A 16,519-nucleotide genomic window follows, 5' to 3' on the forward strand; every position below is an offset into this window, starting at 1 on the left:
CCAGCTAGCCGCCACCGCGCAGGAACGTCAGGACCGCGAGCACGCGCCGGTGGTCGCGGGCGTCGGGCGCGAGGCCCAGCTTGGTGAAGATGCTGCTGACGTTGGCCTCGATCGTCTTCGTCGACAGGAAGAGCGTCTCGGCCATCGCCACGTTGGAGAGGCCCTGCGCCATCAGGCTGAGCACGTCGCGCTCCCGCTCACTCAGCGCGCCGAGCGGGTCCTCCTCCCGGCGGCGGGCGACCAGCAGCGACACCAGCTCCGGGTCGATCACCGTCTCGCCCGCCGCGACCCGGCGCAGGTCCTGGCCGAAGGACTCGAGGGCCGAGACCCGGTCCTTGAGCAGATAGCCCACACCGCCCTCGAACTCGGTCATCAGCCGCAGCGCGTAGTGCGCCTCGACGTACTGCGACAGCAGCAGTACGCCGACGGACGGCCAGCGCTCGCGGATCCGGACCGCCGCCTCCAGCCCCTCGGTGCCGTGGCCCGGCGGCATCCGGAGGTCGAGGACCGCGACGTCGGGCGGGTCCTGCCCGACCAGCCGCACCGCCTCCTCCCCGTCGCCCGCGACGCCGAGCACCTCGAACCCGATCGACGCCAGGACGCGGGTCAGGCCCTCACGGAACAGCAGGGCGTCGTCGGCCACGATCACGCGCACGGCAGCACCGCCTCGACCGTCGTGCCGCCGTCGCCCGAGTCGACGACGAGGCGGCCGCCGAGCATCAGCATCCGGTCGGCCAGCCCGACCAGCCCGTGCCCGCCGACGTCGGCTCCCCCGCGGCCGTTGTCGCTGACCCGTACGGCGACCCCGTCCGCGACCAGCTCGAGCTCGATGCTCACGGCCCCGGCGCCGGAGTGCTTCACGGCGTTGGTGAGCGCCTCGGAGACCACGTAGTAGGCCGCCTCCTCGAGCTCGCCGGGCAAGCGAGCGGACAGCCGGGCGCGCACGGTGACCGGGATCGGGGAGCGGTCGGCCAGTCGCTCGACCGCAGGGACCAACCCCTGCTCGGTCAGGATCGTGGGGTGGATGCCCTGGGCGAGCTCGCGCAGCTCCGCCGTCGCCTCGAGCAGCTCGACCCGTGCTCGCGAGGCCGCGTCGCTCAGTGAGGTGTTGCCCGAGGCCGCCGCCAGCTCGACCAGCGACCCCAGGTCCAGGCCGAGGGTGACCAGCCGCTGCTGCGCGCCGTCGTGGAGGTCGCGCTCGAGCCGGTGCCGGGCGTCGTCCCCCGCGGTGACGATGCGTTGCGCCGACGTACGCAGGTCGGTGACCAGGCGCTCGTAGGACGACTCGACCATCGAGATGCCGGCCGCGACGGGCAGCAGGGAGACGAAGAGCAGGCCGGCGATGGGCGAGTCACCGACGACGATGCCGAGCACCATCGCGACGACGCTCGCCGCGGCGGCGCCCACGAACCACCACAGCTGCCGGCTCTCGGGCTTCTCGGCCCCGAGCATCCGGACGAGCAGGCAGGCGACCCACAGGACCTGGAAGCCCGGGTAGGCGATGTTGCTGGCGACGGTGAAGAAGCCCTGCACGGCCTCGGCCCCCGGGAGGTCGATCGGGTGGTCCACCAGCACGCCGGTGCGCCCGTACTCGACGGGCCACAGGGCCGACATCAGCGCCAGCGGTACGGCGACCGCCGCCGAGGCCACTGCCAGTCGCCGCCACAGCGGCCCGGGCAGCCGGCCGGTCGGGAAGGCCATGATCGTCACGCCGGTGAGCACCATCACCAGCGGCAGCGGCCAGATCCCGCACCACGCGAACCACGCGGCACCCGGCACCTCGGGTGCGTAGCCGATCTGGCGGCAGGTGAACATCAGCCCCGACGCCACGCCGCTGAGGAGGAACAGCCGACCCTCCCGGTGGCCCGGCGAGTCCGGGTCCGGGCTGTGGCGCACGACCAGCGCGCCGACGAACGTGAAGGACAGACCGAGCAGCCCGTTGTGGAGGTTCTCCACGTGGACGCCGCACAGGAAGCCGACGGCCACGACGACCGCCACCGCGATCGCCGTGGGCCAGGCCAGCCGCCCGGTCCGGGTCATGGCGTGATGCTTCCACGGACGGGCGGCCGGGGGCAGGGGCTCACCTGCCGCCGCGCAGGAAGGCGATCCCGTGGCCCAGGAACCAGAGCGTCAGCAGCGTGCCGGCGATCGGGAAGAGCACGTCGTCGAGGTCGAGGTAGGGCGCGGTCACCATCGAGACCGCCCAGGCGAGGCCACCGACGACGCCGGCGACGAGGCTGAGCAGCCAGCTCGGTCCGTGGCGGCGCTGGGTGCTGGCGCCGGCGACCGCGATCGCCGCGACCGCGAGTCCCCAGGCGGGGTTGACGACCAGGTGGGTGGCGAACATGACCCAGGAGAACCAGGTGGCCTCGTCGCGGGCGAGCGGTTCGGCGCCCACCTGTCCGAAGAGGTAGACGAAGGCTCCGAGAGCCACGGCCGCCGAGGTCAGCGCGCCCCAGCCGAGCACCCGGCGCAGCCGTTCGGCGCCGTTGCGGAGCCGGACGAACGCCACGGCGAAGAGGGCGAAGGCTCCGACCATGAGTGCCGCGGACGGGATCCACAGCGGGTCGGTCACCATGTCGTGGACCTGCTCGAGGCCGGTTCCGGGCCCGGGCTCCGGGTGGAGCAGCCCAGAGGGGAGGAAGAGAAGGGCGCCGGCGACGAGGGCGGCGCCGACGACGACGTCCCGAGGACGGGACGTCGCCGCGGCAGCGGTGGTGCGGGTGTCGAGTTCCTGTGTCATGCCTCCACGGTCGGGGCGGGCGACCCGTCCGCGACACGGGGCGAGCCCCCGGGTCGACGAGGGTTAACCCCGGCCGCCGGTGCGAGGGCGCGTGCGACCGCCGGGATGACGACGGCCGCGGCGACGAGGTGGAGCGCCATCAGCGTCGCCACCGTCGCGGCCCCGGCGCCGGTCATCACTGGTGGCACGAGGGACACCACGGTCAGCGCCACGGCCACCTGCACCCACCGCCGGTCGGGCCGGGTGGCGAAGCGCCGGACCAGCGACGCGACCACGAGGCCGACCACGCACCAGATCCCGGTCATGACCCCGAACCCCGCGACCGGGATCGGCTCGGGAGCCCCGGGGAGCCAGAAGTCCACTCCCAGGGACTGCGCGAGGGCGGCGCCGACGGTCGTGGCGATGCTCGCGACGAGGGTGGCGAGCAGCCCCCTGCCCAGCAGCCGCTTCACGACCGCACCGTCCCGTCGGCCTCCAGGCGCTCGGGCAGGCCGAGCGTCGGGAACCGGTCCGCGGAGAAGATGTAGACCTCGGTGACCTCCCCACCGCTGACCCGGATCACGTCGATCGCCAGCGGCAGCCAGGCCGACTCGTCCTCGTGCCAGTGGTAGTAGGCGACGGCCGGCTGCCGGTTGACGGCGGTCGGCAGCGCCCGCAGCGCCGGCATGTCGTCGTAGCCCTGGTCGCGCCAGTCGGCCAGGACCGCCTCGCGGCCGGCGAAGACGCCGGGGATCGGCGGCATCGCGTAGCGGACGTCCTCGCGCAGCATGGCCGCGATCGCGTCGATGTCGACGACCGCGCTGGCCTCGCTGAAGCGACGGACGAGCTCGCGGGTCTCCGGGTCCTCCGCGCCGGTGCCGCGCCAGTCCTGCCGCTCGGCGGGCAGGTGCTCCCGCATGCCGGCGCGGGCCCGCTGGAGGGCGCTGTTGACGGAGTTGACCGAGTCGCCGAGGAGCTCGGCGACGTTCTTCGCCGGCCAGCCGAGCAGGTCGCGGAGGATGAGGACGGCGCGCGGCCGCGGGGCGAGGTGCTGGACCGCGACGACGTAGGCGAGCTCGATCGTCTCCTGGGCGACGACCACGGCCTCGGGGTCGTCGGCCTCGCCGGTGACGAGCTCGTCGAGGAGCCGGTCCGGGTAGGGCTGCAGCCAGAGCACCTCGCCCCCGGTCGCCGCCGCCGGCCGCTTCCGCTCCAGCAGGTCGAGGCAGGTGTTGGTCGCGATCCGATAGAGCCACGCGCGGAACGTCGAGCGGCCCTCGAAGGTCTCGCGCCGCCGCCACGCACGCAGGAACGTCTCCTGCACCGCGTCCTCGGCGTCCTCGAAGGAGCCGAGCATCCGATAGCAGTGGACGTGCAGCTCACGGCGGTGGCGCTCGGCCAGCACCGAGAACTCGGCCTCACCGACGCCCGACAGGTCGCGCAGGTCGTCCACGTCCCGATCCTCCGGCTTCACGGTCATCGTCGTCCTCCAGTCTCGTCGTGTCGGAGGTATGACGGGCGGAGCGGCGAGAACTCATCACCCCGCGAAGCGGTCGAGCGCCTTGGTCCACATCCCGGCGATGACCCGGTTCATCGGCCAGGCCTGGATCAGCGGCAGCAGCAGGCGGTCGCGGAAGCTCGTCTTGCCCGTGTAGGTCCACTCGACGTCGAGCCGACTGCCCTCGCCGGCCGGCTCGATCCACACCGAGCCGGAGCCACCACCGCCCCAGCTCGTCTCGGTCATCGTCCAGCGCACGACGTCAGGGTCGGACCAGTCATAGCGGCAGACGACCCAGTATGGCGAGCGTGGCGTGCTCTCCTTCGCGACGGCCCAGGTGTCGCCGACCACGCGGGCGTCGTACGTCGTCGGGTCGAGGGTCTGGCTCCACGTCTCGAGGCGGCGCTCGGAGAAGTCGGTGAGGGCCTCCCGCACCTGGTCCGGGGTGGCCCGGGTCGTCAGCGTGAACCGCATCCTCCAGTGGAGCACCGGGCGAGCGGCGCGTCCAGAGGGTCAGGGGACGACCGTCGTGTACGCCGTCTCGAGGGAGTGACCAGCACCGAAGGAGCCGTGAACGGTGACCACGCGCTCCTCCTCGACGCTGAAGGTGGTCCCGGTGAAGCTCGCCGCCGTCTCGCCCGCCCTGACCACGACCCGAGCCGGGAGGTCCACCGGCCCGAAGGCGACGAGCTCCACGACGGTGTCGACGGAGGCAGGGCCCGCGGTGACAACGGAGCCCGTGAACGTGTCGCCGCCGACCACGGAGTCGGGCAGCACCAGGTCTGTAGGGCGAGGCTCGATGGTGATCGGGAGCTCGAACACCCGGTCACCGAACGCCGCCTCCAGGACGACGACGTGCGTGGAAGCCACCGGCGCGAGGAGGAGGCGCGCCGCAGCCTTCGTCCCGCCGCCCGGGACGTGTCCATACGGGGATGTGTCGAGGGTAGCGACGGGATCCTCGTCCCGGATCCGCCACGCGAACTCCAGGCCACCAGGGGGTGCAGGAGCGTCGAGCCACACGTCGTACTGGCCCGACCGTGTCCCGCCGTACTCGGTCTCGCGCGCGTTTTGCGCCACGAGCGTGGCGATGACGTCGTAGGGGTCCGCCGGCGGGACGAGCGTCGTCGTGGTGGCCACGGTCCTGCGGCCATAGGTCACCGACAGGGCGACCTCGGTCTCCTCGGTGACCGGCTGCACCGTGATCCCGGGGACGCCCCCACCCGTCGCCCCGCCCTGAAAGGTGTGGGTCGCGGGCACGCTGACGGCCGGGTCGTCCGAGCGCACCGCGACGGTGCCGCCCGGCTCGGGGAGCGGGCCGGTGAAGTACACCTGGAGCCCGACGTCGTTCGGCCGGTCGCCCACAGGGACTTGGATCACGTTGAGCCCGGGCGCCACCGTGAGCCGCGCCGTCAGGGAGGAGCGGTTCCGCCGTGCCGTCACCTTCGCCACGTAGGACGGGCTGTAGTGCGTGTCCGCGGTCATCGTGAACGGCGTCGATCGTCGCCCTGCCCGCACGACCACGGAGGCCGGAATCTCGACGTGTCCGCTGTTCTCAGAGACCCGCACGACCAGGTCGGCGCCCGGAGCACAGGTCAGCCTGACGCGGCCCACGGCCGTCTCGCCGGCCCGGAAGTCGTCCGGGAGGGCGATGCGCGCGACCTTCGGCCGACAGGATGACTGCGCCGGCGCGGCCGCGGCCACAAGCGGGGTGGCTGCGAGCGCAGCAGCAAGCAACCCCGAGACGAGACGATGCACCGGTTCCTGCTCTCCCCCGACGGTGATGACGATCGGCATTAGATCACCCCGCCGGGCGCGGGCGCAGCCGGATCCTTCCTCTTCCTCCGGCGCGGTATCACGCGACCCGTCGCCGTCTCCTCATCGCCGTCACGGACCGATCGGGGAGGTGAGGACCGTGAGCATCGGAATCACCGAGCGCGTGCTCCGGCACGAGACCGACCGGGGAGGTCTCGAGCCGGGCTCACGGGCCTGGCAGGTCGTCGTCGACCTCGGCTGGCACCCGCAAGCCGAGCTGCGGCCCGAGGAGCGTGGCTACTACCAAGCGCTGTGGGCGCTCGCCGACGAGGCGCGGGACGCCGAGTGGTACGCGGGCAGGCTGGGCCGCCGGGCCTCGGTCCGGAGCTGCGTGTCGAGCGTGCTGACCGCGGCCGCCGCCGTGCTCTCGGCGGTCGCCGGCCTCGGGACGGTCGGCACCCTGATCGGCAGCAGCACCGCCGGCTGGATCGCGCTCGCCGCGACCGCCGCGGCGGGTGGGAGCGCGTCGATGCAGGGTGTCGCACGCGGACTCGGGTCGTTGCGGGTCGAGCAGCGCGCGTGGGAGCAGTACGCGGAGGTGATCGCCGACGACGTCACGATCATGGCCGCCGACCGCTCCCTCGACAGCGAGGGACGGGGTCGTTGGGCCGCGGACCGGCTCACCCAGGCGCGCCGTGAGGCGCCCGACTACCTTGCTCGTCGACCCGGCACGAGCGGATCGTAGGTCGGCATGGACCAGGTGCAGGGACCCGAGCAGGAGCGGGCGATCCAGGAGATCGACGAGCTGAGCCGCGCGTCGTACGTCGTGCCGCAGGGCGTGGCGCCGGCCGAGTGCGACGTGATCATGAAGGGCGGCATCACCTCGGGTGTCGTCTATCCGCTGACGATCTGCAAGCTCGCGACGCGCTACCGGCTACGCAACATCGGCGGCACCTCGGCCGGCGCCATCGCGGCGGTCGTCGCGGCCGCGGCCGAGTACCGCCGGACCCACGACACGGAGCGTCCTGCGACGGGCTTCCAGTCGCTCGCGGTGCTGCCGCTCGACGTCTCGAAGCGGCTCGAGTCGCTCTTCCAGCCGACACCGCGGACCGAGGGTGTATTCCACGTGCTGCTCGCGGCGATCGGCGGGAACGGCCCCCGGGCCGCGCTCATCGCCCTGGTCCGCCAGCACCGGGCCTGGTTCTGGGGCGGACTGTCGCTGGTGCTCGCCCTCACTTTCCTCGCGCAGCTGCTCGCCGCCGGTGTCCCGGAGGACGGCGGCGAGTGGCTGCGCGTCGGTCTCGGTCTGCTGCTGGTGCTGGTGCTCGCGCTGGTCGCGGGCGTCGCGCTGGCGGTCGTCGGCTTTGCCCGGTCGGCGCTCCGCGTCCTGCCGCAGCACGACTTCGGCCTGACCGACGGTGGGACCCACTCGGGGGACTCGAAGACCCCCGGCCTCACGGAGTGGCTGGCCGATGCCGTGGACGGCGTCGCCGGTCTGCCGGAGGGACGCTGCCTCACGCTCGGCGACCTCTGGGGCGCCGACGGTCTCGCCGCGTGGGCGGCGTACCTCGACGGACATGCGCGTACGCCGGTCGGCGAGGTCCGCGGCCAGCGCACGATCGACCTGCAGTGCATGACCACCGACCTGACCCTGCGACGGCCGTTCCGGCTGCCCTTCAGCCAGCAGGTCTTCCTCTTCGACGAGGCCGAGATGATGCGCCTGTTCCCCGAGCGCGTCGTGACCGCGCTCAAGGGCGGCTTCCCGGCCTCGCACCACCACCACCCGACGACCGGTGAGCCGCTCTTCTACTTCCCCGGTCCGGGCCGCTCGTCCGACGGCGAGCGACGGCCGGGCCCGGAGGCGCTGCCGCTGGTGGTGATGGCGCGGATGAGCCTGAGCTTCCCAGGGCTGCTGGCGGCGGTGCCGCTCTACGCCGTCGACCACGCCGGCGGGCAGGGCGTGGTGCGCCACCTCTTCTCCGACGGCGGGATCAGCAGCAACTTCCCGATGCACTTCTTCGACTCCCTGCTGCCCAGCCGCCCGACCTTCGGCATCAACCTCGCGACCCCGCACCCGCAGCACCCCGACGACCTGACCTGGCTGCCGTCACCGGCGGAGGGCGGCGTCGACCCGAGGGTCGTGCCGTTCGACTCGGTCGGGGGCTTCGCCCAGGCGCTGCGCGACACGGTCCAGAACTGGTCGGACAACACGCAGGTGACCCAGCGCGGCTACGCCGAGCGCGTCGTCGAGATCCGGCTGCGCGAGGGCGAGGGCGGGCTCAACCTCCGGATGCCGGAGGACGTCATCCTCGCGCTGGTCGCGCGGGGTGCCGAGGCCGGCGACCGGCTGGTCGACGAGTTCGCGTGGGATCCCCACCGGGTGATCCGCTACCGCACCGCGATGTCCCGCCTCGTCGACGCCCTCGCCCAGCTCGACGCGGCGTGGGACCGCGGGGACTACGCGGCGCTGCTCGACGGGTATCCGGACGCCGATGCCCCCGGCTCGTCCTACCTCGGCTCCGCCACCTGGCGCCGCGGCGACCGGCTCGCCACCGAGGCCCTGCTCGGTCTGGTCGGCGGCTGGCGCGACACCCGCTGGCCGCCACTCACCCACGCTCGGCCCACCCCGGCCCCCGTCGTACGGATGGCACCGGAGTGAGGCGCTGACACCCGAAGTTGGGGATCCTCGCCGAGCGCCCACATCTGCACCTCTGAGCGTGCTACCCAAGGCCGTGGACTGAGGTCTCACATGGGGAGCAGCGATGACCAAGCCAAGAGTCGGACATGTCCTGCTGATGACGGCGCTCGCCGTCCTCGCACCCACCCTCGCGGGCGGGGCCGCAACCGCCGCTGCGGACACCACCCCACCAGTGCTGGACTTACCCGAGCGCGGAGCATTCGTACGCCTGACGACGATCAGTGCAACCACCTTCGACGCTGAGGCCAACTGGCCGCTCTCGTCGTCGCTCCAGATGCGAGCGCAGTGGTCGGCCACGGACGCGTCCGGCATCTGCGGCTACAGCTATCGCGAGGTGCTCGACGACCAGACGAGGCCCTGGACCGCCTGGAGCAGCACCAAGTCGGTCACGAGAACGGTCAGTGACTACGACGACCAGGAAGGCGGCGGGTCCGACAAGTTCTGGGGCTACGACGTCCGCGCTCGCGACTGCGCCGGCAACATCGCGACCGACTTCGTGCGCCTCGCGCCGGTCGTCTACCAACAGGACGGCTTGGCCTATCGCTACGAGCCCCTGGTCGTCAGCAAGACTGGAAGCTGGGCCATCACCAATTGCGCATGCTGGTCCGCTGGGACGGCGCTTCGCACGTCATCCTCGGGAGCACGGATCAATTTCTCCATGCCTGCTGACCTCGCGGGATCGGCGTACCCGGTCGCGCTCGTCATGGAACGTGCACCGGATCGCGGGCAGGCACGGGTCCTCGTCGATGGCGTCCGCGTCGCGACCGTCGACACCCGCGCTTCGTCCAAGGTCCACCGCAGCATCGTGTGGACCGGGACCCTTCAGGGCGCCCACACCCTCTCTGTCGTGAACGTCGGGACGAGTGGACGCCCGCGGATCGACGTCGACGCGGTGGTCAGCGGGGCCTACAGCGGTTCAGCGTGAGCGCGCGGTCTCAGCTCTCACTGGGGACGTACGCGCGGCGCCGGACGCCTGACACGCGCGCGAAGCGGTGACACCATGCGGCCATGTCAATCGACGTGACCATCCGGGAGGAGACGACGTCGGGGGACGTCCTGCAGGAGCTCGCGCTCCAGCTGGCCAGCGAGCGGCTGACGGTGGCCGAGCTGATCCGGTCGCGAGTCGAGGCGGAGGTGCGGGCGCACCACGCGTCGAGCGACCCCACCCCCTACCGAGGTCTCGTCCAGCCTGAGCGCCACGAGAAGCGCCTCTACAGCACGCGACCCCCGAGGCGGATCGACGAGACGATCATCTCCCAGATCAAGCGCCGCTGAGCCCGCCGCGGGACGTCATACGAATCGTGCGCCATGACGACCGATTCGTATGACGTCCGGCGTGTCAGCGCGGACGTGTCACATCTGCGCCGCGGCCGGCGTCTTGATGTCGAACCCCATCGACACAGGAGGACGTCATGTCTGGAACGACCCGGATCCCGGCCGCCGAGATCACCGGCCCCAAGGGCTGGCTGGTCAAGCGGTTCGCGAAGAAGACGCTCGGCACGGTGCCGACGTCGATCGGCGTCTACTGGCACCACCAACGGCTGCTGATGGACCTGGCCGGGCTCGGCGGCAAGCTCAAGAAGTGGAGCGAGTGCGACGAGCAGCTCAAGTCCTTCGCCCACATGGCCGTCGCGTCGCAGGTCGGCTGCTCCTGGTGCCTGGACTTCAACTACTTCGAGGCCCACAACCGCGACCTGGACATGGACAAGGCGCGCGAGGTCCCGCGCTGGCGCGAGTCGGAAGCGTTCACGCCGCTCGAGCGCGAGGTGCTCGCCTACGCCGAGGCGATGACCGAGACCGAACCGACCGTGACCGACGAGATGGTCGCGTCCCTGCGCGAGCAGCTCGGGGACGCGGCCCTGCTCGAGCTGACCGCGGTGGTCGCCTTCGCCAACTTCACGACCCGCCCCAACGTCGCGCTCGGCATCGAGTCCGACGGGTTCGCGGCGGCGTGCGGGCTCAAGCCGCTGGCAGCCCGACCGGACCGGCCGCACGTCGTACGGTCGTGAGCGTGGACCCGTTCGTCACCCACCGCGGCCTGCTCTTCACCGTCGCCTACGAGATGCTCGGCGCCGCCTCCGAGGCCGAGGACGTCGTGCAGGAGACGTGGATCCGGTGGGACGCGATCGGCGAGGCGGCGCGCGGCGAGGTCCGCGACCCGCGCGCCTTCCTCGTCCGGATGGTCACCCGCAAGGCGCTCGACCGGCTGCGGGCCAACGCGCGACGGCGCGAGGACTACGTCGGCGAGTGGCTGCCCGAGCCGCTGCTCACCACGCCGGACGTCGCCGACGACGTCGAGCTCGCCGAGAGCGTCTCGTTCGCGATGCTGACGGTGCTCGAGACGCTGACCCCGACCGAGCGGGCGGTGTTCGTGCTCCGCGAGGTCTTCGACGTGCCGTACGCCGAGATCGCCGACGCGATCGACAAGTCCGCCGCCGCGGTGCGCCAGATCGGCCACCGCGCCCGCGAGCACGTCGCCGCCCGGCGCCCCCGGACGGCCGTCAGCCGCAGCGAGCAGCAGGAGGTCGTCGAGCGGTTCCTCGCCGCGGTCACCGGCGGCGACCTCCAAGCCCTGCTCGACGCGCTCGCCCCGGACGTCGTGCTGGTCGCCGACGGCGGCGGGATCGCCCAGGCGACCCTCAACCCGGTCCTCGGCGCCAAGAAGGTCGCCAACCTGCTCCGCACCTTCCCGAAGTTCGGGGCCGGCGCCAGGATCGTCCCGGTCGTCCTCAACGGCGCCCCCGCCGCCAAGATCGTCGACGTCGTCGACGGCTACGACACCGCGATCAGCATGACCGTCGAGGACGGCCGGATCACCCGGATCTACGCCGTCCGCAACCCCGAGAAGCTCGGCGGGATCGCGCAGGAGGCGACGCTCACTCGCTGACCTCCGACCGGTCGCCCGACCAGAGGGTGTGGAAGACGCCGTCGCGGTCGGTCCGGCGGTAGGTGTGGGCGCCGAAGAAGTCGCGCTGGCCCTGGATCAGTGCGGCCGGCAGCCGCTCGGAGGCGAGCGCGTCGTACGACGCGAGCGCGGACCCGAAGGCAGGCGCCGGCACCCCGGAGGTGGCGGCGAGCGCGACGACGCGACGCCAGGCGGCCTCGCCGTCGCGGACGGCGTCGGCGAAGTAGGGATGGGCGAGCAGGGTGACGAGGGACGGGTCGTCGTCGAACGCCTCGGCGATCCGGTCGAGGAACTTCGCGCGGATGATGCAGCCGCCGCGCCAGATCCGGGCGACCGCGGCGAGGTCGATGTCCCAGTCGTGCTCCTCGGCGCCGGCGCGGATCAGGTCGAAGCCCTGGGCGTAGGCGACGACCTTGGAGGCGTAGAGCGCCGAGCGGACGTCGTCCTCGAAGCCGTCGGGCGCCTCGGGGAGGTCGGGCCGGTCCGGGAACGTACGCCGCACGGCGTCGCGGTGGTCCTCGGAGGACGAGAGCGCCCGGGCGAAGACGGCCTCGCCGATGGCGGTCGTCGGGACGCCGAGCCCGGTCGCGTTCTGGACCGTCCAGACGCCGGTGCCCTTGGACCCGGCCTGGTCGAGGATCACGTCGACCAGTGGCTGGCCGGTGTCGGCGTCGGTCTGGCGGAGCACCTCGGCGGTGATCTCGATCAGGTAGGACTCGAGGTCGCCGCCGTTCCACTCCTCGAAGACGTCGGCCAACGCGTCCGGGTCGTGTCCGCCGATGCGACGCAGCAGGTCGTAGGACTCCGCGATCAGCTGCATGTCGGCGTACTCGATGCCGTTGTGCACCATCTTCACGAAGTGGCCGGCGCCGTCGTGGCCGACGTGGGTGACGCAGGGCTCGCCCTCGGCGACCGCGGCGATGGAGCGCAGCGCCGGGGCCAGGACCTCCCAGGCCTCGTCGGAGCCGCCGGGCATCAGGGAGGGCCCGTGGAGCGCCCCCTCCTCGCCGCCGGAGATGCCGCAGCCGACGAAGTGGAGGCCGCGCTCGCGCAGCGCCTCCTCGCGACGGATCGTGTCGTGGAAGTCGGCGTTGCCGCCGTCGACGATGACGTCGCCCTCCTCGAAGCGCTCGGCGAGCTGGTCGATGACGGCGTCGGTCCCGGCACCGGCCTGCACCATGATGATCGCCTTGCGCGGCTTCGCGAGCGCGGCGACGAAATCGTCGATGGTCTCGGTCGCGACGAAGCCGGCCTCGGGGTGCTCCTCGACCAGCGCCTCGGTCTTCGACGTCGTCCGGTTGTGGACCGCGACCGTGTTGCCCTCGCGCGAGGCGAGGTTGCGGGCGAGGTTGGATCCCATCACCGCCAGCCCGATGACGCCGATGGTGGCCTGCCCGGTCTGGTCGTTCTCGCTCACGCCTGCTCCTCGGTCGACGGTCACTCCGCCTCTCGACCCTAGGCGCGTGCTCCAACGTCGCACGGCTGCGGCATCGGCGCGCGAAGTGGCACGCTGACCGTCATGAGCCGAGAGCTGCCGCGCCCGGTCCGGGTCATCACCCCGGCCGACCTGACCGCCGCCGACCCGACGCCGGGCATGGCGCGTTCGCTGGCCTTCGAGCAGCCGCTGCTCTGGGCCGGGCAGGTCGTGACCGAGCCCGGCGCGATGTCGGGCTGGCACCACCACGAGCGGAACGAGTCGAGCCTCTACGTCGTGCGCGGCGTGCTGCGGCTGGAGTTCGAGGGTCACGAGGGTCACCTCGACGCGCAGGCGGGGGACTTCGTGCACGTCCCAGCCTGGACGGTGCACCGCGAGTCGAACCCGACCGGCGAGCCGTCGCTCGCCGTCATCGCCCGGGTCGGCGGTGGCATCCCGACGGTCAACGTCGACGGGCCGACGCGATGAGCGAGCCGGTGCGTGAGCTGGTCGAGCGGGCGCAGCGGCTGCTCGAGGCGAACCAGTACCTCACCCTGGCGACCGCCGACGCCTCGGGACGGCCCTGGTCGTCGACGGTCTGGTACGCCGCGTGGCAGCCGGCGCCCTCCGCCGACGCGTGGTCGCTCGAGCTGGTCTGGCTGTCGCTGCCCGCGGCGCAGCACTCGCAGAACCTCGAGGCCCGGCCCGACGTCGGGATCAGCATCTTCGACAGCGGCCAGCCCGCCGGCACCGGCGACGGTCTCCAGCTCGCCGCGCGAGCCGAGCTGGTCCCCGACGACCGGCTCGACGAGGCGGCCGCCGTCTTCTCCGCCGCGTCCCTCGCGGCCGGGGGCGGCCCGTGGACCCGGGCCCAGGTGTCCGAGCCGGCGCGGCCGCGGCTGTGGGTCGCGCGGCCGGTGGCGGCGTACGTCCTGGGTGGCGGGACGCGGGAGGAGGTACCGCTTGCGCGGGCCGGTCGGACCGACGCGGCCCGGTCGCTGATCCCCGCCTCCCCTGGCGTCGTCTGGGCGGCGCTCACCGACGAGCAGGCCCGGACCGCGTGGCTCCCGCCGGCCGGAATGACCGGCCGGTTCGAGTCATTCGACGCGCGGGCCGGTGGTGGCTACCGGTTGGTCCTGACCTACGACGACGAGACGGCGATCGGCAAGGCGGGCGACAACACCGACCTGGTCGAGGTCAGGTTCGTCGACCTCGACGAGCCGCGGCGGCTCGTGGAGGAGGCCGACTTCGTCTCCGACCACCCCTCGATGGCGGGCACCATGACGATGACGTGGGCGCTCGAACCCCACGACGACGGGACCGTCGTCTCGGTCACGGCCGACGACGTCCCCGAGGGCATCGACGAGGAGGTCCACCTCGCGGCCCTCGCGTCGACCCTGGACAACCTCGCGGCCTACGTCGCCGGCAGGGGCAGCGAACGCCGATGAGTCTCAACGCCCGCCCCGGTCGTCATACCTGACACCGACGGAGAGGCAGGACCATGACCGCGACCTACACCTGGGACGTGTTCTCCACGCTGGACGGCTACGGCTCCTTCGGGCCGGACGCCGACTGGGGTGGCTACTGGAGCAAGCAGGGACCGGACCTCCTCGCGCACCGGGCGTCGATCTTCGAGAGCGAGCAGCGCATGGTCTTCGGCGCGACGACTTTCCGTGAGAACGCCGAGATCCTGCTGGGCAGCGACGACCCCCACAACCAGGACGAGTGGAATCGGCGAACGCTGCGCATGCCCGCCACGGTCATCTCCTCCACCCTGGAGGACACCATGGGCTGGCCGGACGCGACCATCGCCCGCGGCGACGCGGCGGAGGTCGTCACGCGGCTGAAGGCGGAGTCGGACGTCCCGCTGCGGTCGCAGGCCAGCCTCTCGCTGAACTGGTCGCTCCTCGCCTCGGGCCTCGTCGACCGGATCGAGGTGACGATCTTCCCCGTCATCTCCGGCCGGACAGGCACCAGCCCGATCCTCCGCGGCGCGGGCGACTTCGACCTCGAGCTGCTCGACGCCCGGACCTTCGACGGACGCAGCCAGCTGCTGGTCTACCGTCCGACCGCGCACTGACGGGGCTGCCGCTAGAAGCCGGGACTCCAGTCACCGGGCGGCCGTACGGTCACCCAGGTCTTGTGGCAGTCGCGGCACTCCCAGTAGGGGTGGCCGTCCTCGGTGCTGACGACGTGCCAGGAGTGGCGCAGGTTGAGCCGGCACCCGAGTGGTCGTCGCGCCGCCCGGGCGACCGCGACGCCGGCCTGTCCGCCGCGCACGGCGGACCGGAGCGCCCAGGCGTTGACGACCACGCCGACGACGTATGCCGCCCGCTCACGGCCGGCGAGCACCTCGAGGTCAGCGAGGAGCTCCTCGCGCCACCGGTCCCTGACCTGTCCTGCGGGGAGCAGCCGGCAGGCGAGCGTGACCAGGGTCCTCGCCCAGGACGGGGTGGTCATGACTGCCCCGGGTTCGGGGCCGGCGCGAAGCCGCGGCGGCTCGGTGGCCGGTAGGCACGGGCGAGGGCGTCGCGGGCTGCCTCGATGCCGTCGGCGGTGAGCCGGTAGTAGCGCCGGGCGGCCCGACCCTCGGCGCGCGGATCGATGTCCTCCCAGCGCGACTCCAGCCATCCCACACCCTCGAGCCGCGCCAGGATCGGGTGGACCGTTCCTGTGGCGAGCCCGGCCAGGTCAGCGATTTCGAGGCCGTACCTCTCGACGCCGGCGTCCTCAAGGAGGGCGCGCAGCACCCGCTGGGTCGGGATCGTCATCCGCGGCATCGTCATGCTCGTACTCTAGCCACCCCCTTGCTAGAGAACAAGACACCCATGGGAAGCGCCGACGTCTTCGAGGATCCGCGCGAGCTCCACTAGAGCGCGGCGCGGCGACGCTCGCGCAGCGCCCGGCTCTTCGCGCGGTTGCCGCAGCCGTATTCACACCAGCGCCGCGACTGGTTCTTCGAGTGGTCGAAGTAGGCCCACTCGCAGGCGTCGGAGGAGCAGATCTTCAGCCGTGGCCAGGTCCCGTCGCGGGCCGCCTCGTACGCCGCGATGCCGATCCGGGCCAACGCCGCCGCGACGCCGGCGCGGCTCGGCTCGAGCCGCGGACCGTCCTCCCCCCACGTCAGCCGGAGCTCGAGGCGCTCGACGGCAGGGCCGAGCATCTCAACAGGGGCGCCGCTGCCGTCGTGGTTGGCGACCAGCGCCGCACGGAGCCCGGCCCGCAGCTCGCGCGCCTGCTCCAGATCGCGCCTGCTCGCCCGCGCCGTCCCCGCCAGCAGCCCCTCGTCCCGTAGGTAGGTCGACAGGCCGACAGCCGTCACGAGCAGGTCGATGCCCGTCTCGAGGTCGTCCGTGTTGACGAAGTCGCGCACCGTCGCGATGGCCTGCGGCGCCTCCGGCCGCGGGAGGTCGGGGTAGCGGGAGATCACGTCATCGGCCACGGAACCAGCATAACGCGTTTGGTGGTTGCGGTCGGCGCGTTACCGGCGTACGGTTTTTGCTGGTAACGCAGGAGAGAGGTCCGACATG

At 72.4% G+C, this 16,519-nt stretch carries 20 protein-coding genes; 9 read left to right on the forward strand and 11 right to left on the reverse strand.

Translation table 11 applies throughout. The features are described from left to right. Positions 1 to 4: 4 nt before the first annotated feature. From ABD091_RS07965 to ABD091_RS07995, 7 genes are all read right to left on the reverse strand, one after another. A complete protein-coding gene (locus ABD091_RS07965) occupies positions 5 to 655 on the reverse strand; it encodes a response regulator transcription factor (protein WP_343917144.1) in 651 nt (216 codons plus the stop codon). Then, positions 646 to 2,040 (reverse strand): sensor histidine kinase, encoded by a 1,395-nt coding sequence (locus ABD091_RS07970; protein ID WP_343917146.1) that lies wholly within the window; start codon positions 2,038 to 2,040, stop codon positions 646 to 648. The genes ABD091_RS07965 and ABD091_RS07970 overlap by 10 nt, the downstream gene beginning before the upstream one ends. Positions 2,041 to 2,080: 40 nt before the next feature. Continuing rightward, positions 2,081 to 2,743, reverse strand: a complete 663-nt coding sequence (locus tag ABD091_RS07975; protein ID WP_343917148.1) for a hypothetical protein — start codon at positions 2,741 to 2,743, stop codon at positions 2,081 to 2,083. Beyond that, the gene (locus tag ABD091_RS07980; protein ID WP_343917150.1) at positions 2,740 to 3,195 is read right to left on the reverse strand and encodes a DUF6069 family protein; all 456 of its coding nucleotides are present in this window, start codon (positions 3,193 to 3,195) and stop codon (positions 2,740 to 2,742) included. Before ABD091_RS07980 ends, ABD091_RS07975 begins: the two co-directional genes overlap by 4 nt. After that, entirely contained in the window at positions 3,192 to 4,175 is a 984-nt protein-coding gene (locus ABD091_RS07985; protein ID WP_343917152.1) for an RNA polymerase subunit sigma-70, read from the reverse strand. The genes ABD091_RS07980 and ABD091_RS07985 overlap by 4 nt, the downstream gene beginning before the upstream one ends. An 84-nt stretch (positions 4,176 to 4,259) precedes the next feature. Beyond that, the gene (locus ABD091_RS07990; RefSeq protein ID WP_343917154.1) at positions 4,260 to 4,709 is read right to left on the reverse strand and encodes an SRPBCC family protein; all 450 of its coding nucleotides are present in this window, start codon (positions 4,707 to 4,709) and stop codon (positions 4,260 to 4,262) included. Positions 4,710 to 4,733: 24 nt separating this feature from the next. Beyond that, entirely contained in the window at positions 4,734 to 5,702 is a 969-nt protein-coding gene (locus ABD091_RS07995; RefSeq protein WP_343917156.1) for a hypothetical protein, read from the reverse strand. Positions 5,703 to 6,132: 430 nt separating this feature from the next. Here ABD091_RS07995 and ABD091_RS08000 point away from each other — a divergent pair, with 430 nt between their 5' ends. The 6 genes from ABD091_RS08000 (at position 6,133) to ABD091_RS08025 (ending at position 11,557) form a co-directional block, all read left to right on the forward strand. Next, a complete protein-coding gene (locus ABD091_RS08000; protein WP_343917158.1) occupies positions 6,133 to 6,717 on the forward strand; it encodes a hypothetical protein in 585 nt (194 codons plus the stop codon). A gap of 6 nt (positions 6,718 to 6,723) precedes the next feature. Further along, complete coding sequence (locus ABD091_RS08005) at positions 6,724 to 8,631, forward strand: hypothetical protein (protein ID WP_343917160.1); 1,908 nt, start codon at positions 6,724 to 6,726, stop codon at positions 8,629 to 8,631. Positions 8,632 to 8,767: 136 nt separating this feature from the next. Further along, positions 8,768 to 9,595, forward strand: a complete 828-nt coding sequence (locus tag ABD091_RS08010; RefSeq protein ID WP_343917162.1) for a hypothetical protein — start codon at positions 8,768 to 8,770, stop codon at positions 9,593 to 9,595. Positions 9,596 to 9,678: 83 nt separating this feature from the next. After that, entirely contained in the window at positions 9,679 to 9,945 is a 267-nt protein-coding gene (locus ABD091_RS08015; protein WP_343917164.1) for a hypothetical protein, read from the forward strand. Positions 9,946 to 10,082: 137 nt separating this feature from the next. Further along, a complete protein-coding gene (locus ABD091_RS08020; RefSeq protein WP_343917166.1) occupies positions 10,083 to 10,679 on the forward strand; it encodes a carboxymuconolactone decarboxylase family protein in 597 nt (198 codons plus the stop codon). Beyond that, the gene (locus tag ABD091_RS08025; protein ID WP_343917168.1) at positions 10,676 to 11,557 is read left to right on the forward strand and encodes an RNA polymerase sigma-70 factor; all 882 of its coding nucleotides are present in this window, start codon (positions 10,676 to 10,678) and stop codon (positions 11,555 to 11,557) included. The genes ABD091_RS08020 and ABD091_RS08025 overlap by 4 nt, the downstream gene beginning before the upstream one ends. Here the strand turns inward: ABD091_RS08025 and gndA are convergent. After that, complete coding sequence (gndA, locus tag ABD091_RS08030) at positions 11,547 to 12,992, reverse strand: NADP-dependent phosphogluconate dehydrogenase (RefSeq protein WP_343917170.1); 1,446 nt, start codon at positions 12,990 to 12,992, stop codon at positions 11,547 to 11,549. The two genes, ABD091_RS08025 and gndA, sit on opposite strands and share 11 nt — an antisense overlap. Before the next feature lie 102 nt (positions 12,993 to 13,094). Here gndA and ABD091_RS08035 point away from each other — a divergent pair, with 102 nt between their 5' ends. From ABD091_RS08035 to ABD091_RS08045, 3 genes are read left to right on the forward strand one after another with little or no spacing between them, the layout of a single operon-like run. Next, positions 13,095 to 13,478, forward strand: a complete 384-nt coding sequence (locus ABD091_RS08035; RefSeq protein WP_343917172.1) for a cupin domain-containing protein — start codon at positions 13,095 to 13,097, stop codon at positions 13,476 to 13,478. Then, the gene (locus ABD091_RS08040) at positions 13,475 to 14,437 is read left to right on the forward strand and encodes an SRPBCC domain-containing protein (protein ID WP_343917174.1); all 963 of its coding nucleotides are present in this window, start codon (positions 13,475 to 13,477) and stop codon (positions 14,435 to 14,437) included. Before ABD091_RS08035 ends, ABD091_RS08040 begins: the two co-directional genes overlap by 4 nt. Positions 14,438 to 14,490: 53 nt before the next feature. Further along, the gene (locus ABD091_RS08045; protein WP_343917176.1) at positions 14,491 to 15,069 is read left to right on the forward strand and encodes a dihydrofolate reductase family protein; all 579 of its coding nucleotides are present in this window, start codon (positions 14,491 to 14,493) and stop codon (positions 15,067 to 15,069) included. A gap of 11 nt (positions 15,070 to 15,080) precedes the next feature. Here the strand turns inward: ABD091_RS08045 and ABD091_RS08050 are convergent, their stop codons facing one another. The 3 genes from ABD091_RS08050 to ABD091_RS08060 form a co-directional block, all read right to left on the reverse strand. After that, positions 15,081 to 15,449, reverse strand: a complete 369-nt coding sequence (locus tag ABD091_RS08050) for a hypothetical protein (protein ID WP_343917178.1) — start codon at positions 15,447 to 15,449, stop codon at positions 15,081 to 15,083. Then, the gene (locus ABD091_RS08055; RefSeq protein WP_343917180.1) at positions 15,446 to 15,775 is read right to left on the reverse strand and encodes a PadR family transcriptional regulator; all 330 of its coding nucleotides are present in this window, start codon (positions 15,773 to 15,775) and stop codon (positions 15,446 to 15,448) included. Before ABD091_RS08055 ends, ABD091_RS08050 begins: the two co-directional genes overlap by 4 nt. 83 nt (positions 15,776 to 15,858) lie before the next feature. Next, positions 15,859 to 16,431 (reverse strand): CGNR zinc finger domain-containing protein, encoded by a 573-nt coding sequence (locus ABD091_RS08060; RefSeq protein ID WP_343917182.1) that lies wholly within the window; start codon positions 16,429 to 16,431, stop codon positions 15,859 to 15,861. Between the last annotated feature and the right edge of the window lie 88 nt (positions 16,432 to 16,519).

Source organism: Nocardioides aestuarii (assembly GCF_039527245.1).
In the GTDB taxonomy this organism is placed as follows: Bacteria; Actinomycetota; Actinomycetes; order Propionibacteriales; family Nocardioidaceae; genus Nocardioides; species Nocardioides aestuarii.

Bases quoted from the DNA above. Each gene is read 5' to 3' on its own strand.
- ABD091_RS07970 (WP_343917146.1), bottom strand. From the start codon at position 2,040: ATGACCCGGACCGGGCGGCTGGCCTGGCCCACGGCGATCGCGGTGGCG.
- ABD091_RS07975 (WP_343917148.1), bottom strand. From the start codon at position 2,743: ATGACACAGGAACTCGACACCCGCACCACCGCTGCCGCGGCGACGTCC.
- ABD091_RS07995 (WP_343917156.1), bottom strand. From the start codon at position 5,702: ATGACCGCGGACACGCACTACAGCCCGTCCTACGTGGCGAAGGTGACG.
- ABD091_RS08005 (WP_343917160.1), top strand. From the start codon at position 6,724: ATGGACCAGGTGCAGGGACCCGAGCAGGAGCGGGCGATCCAGGAGATC.
- ABD091_RS08010 (WP_343917162.1), top strand. From the start codon at position 8,768: ATGACGGCGCTCGCCGTCCTCGCACCCACCCTCGCGGGCGGGGCCGCA.
- ABD091_RS08015 (WP_343917164.1), top strand. From the start codon at position 9,679: ATGTCAATCGACGTGACCATCCGGGAGGAGACGACGTCGGGGGACGTC.
- ABD091_RS08020 (WP_343917166.1), top strand. From the start codon at position 10,083: ATGTCTGGAACGACCCGGATCCCGGCCGCCGAGATCACCGGCCCCAAG.
- ABD091_RS08035 (WP_343917172.1), top strand. From the start codon at position 13,095: ATGAGCCGAGAGCTGCCGCGCCCGGTCCGGGTCATCACCCCGGCCGAC.
- ABD091_RS08040 (WP_343917174.1), top strand. From the start codon at position 13,475: ATGAGCGAGCCGGTGCGTGAGCTGGTCGAGCGGGCGCAGCGGCTGCTC.
- ABD091_RS08045 (WP_343917176.1), top strand. From the start codon at position 14,491: ATGACCGCGACCTACACCTGGGACGTGTTCTCCACGCTGGACGGCTAC.
- ABD091_RS08050 (WP_343917178.1), bottom strand. From the start codon at position 15,449: ATGACCACCCCGTCCTGGGCGAGGACCCTGGTCACGCTCGCCTGCCGG.
- ABD091_RS08055 (WP_343917180.1), bottom strand. From the start codon at position 15,775: ATGACGATGCCGCGGATGACGATCCCGACCCAGCGGGTGCTGCGCGCC.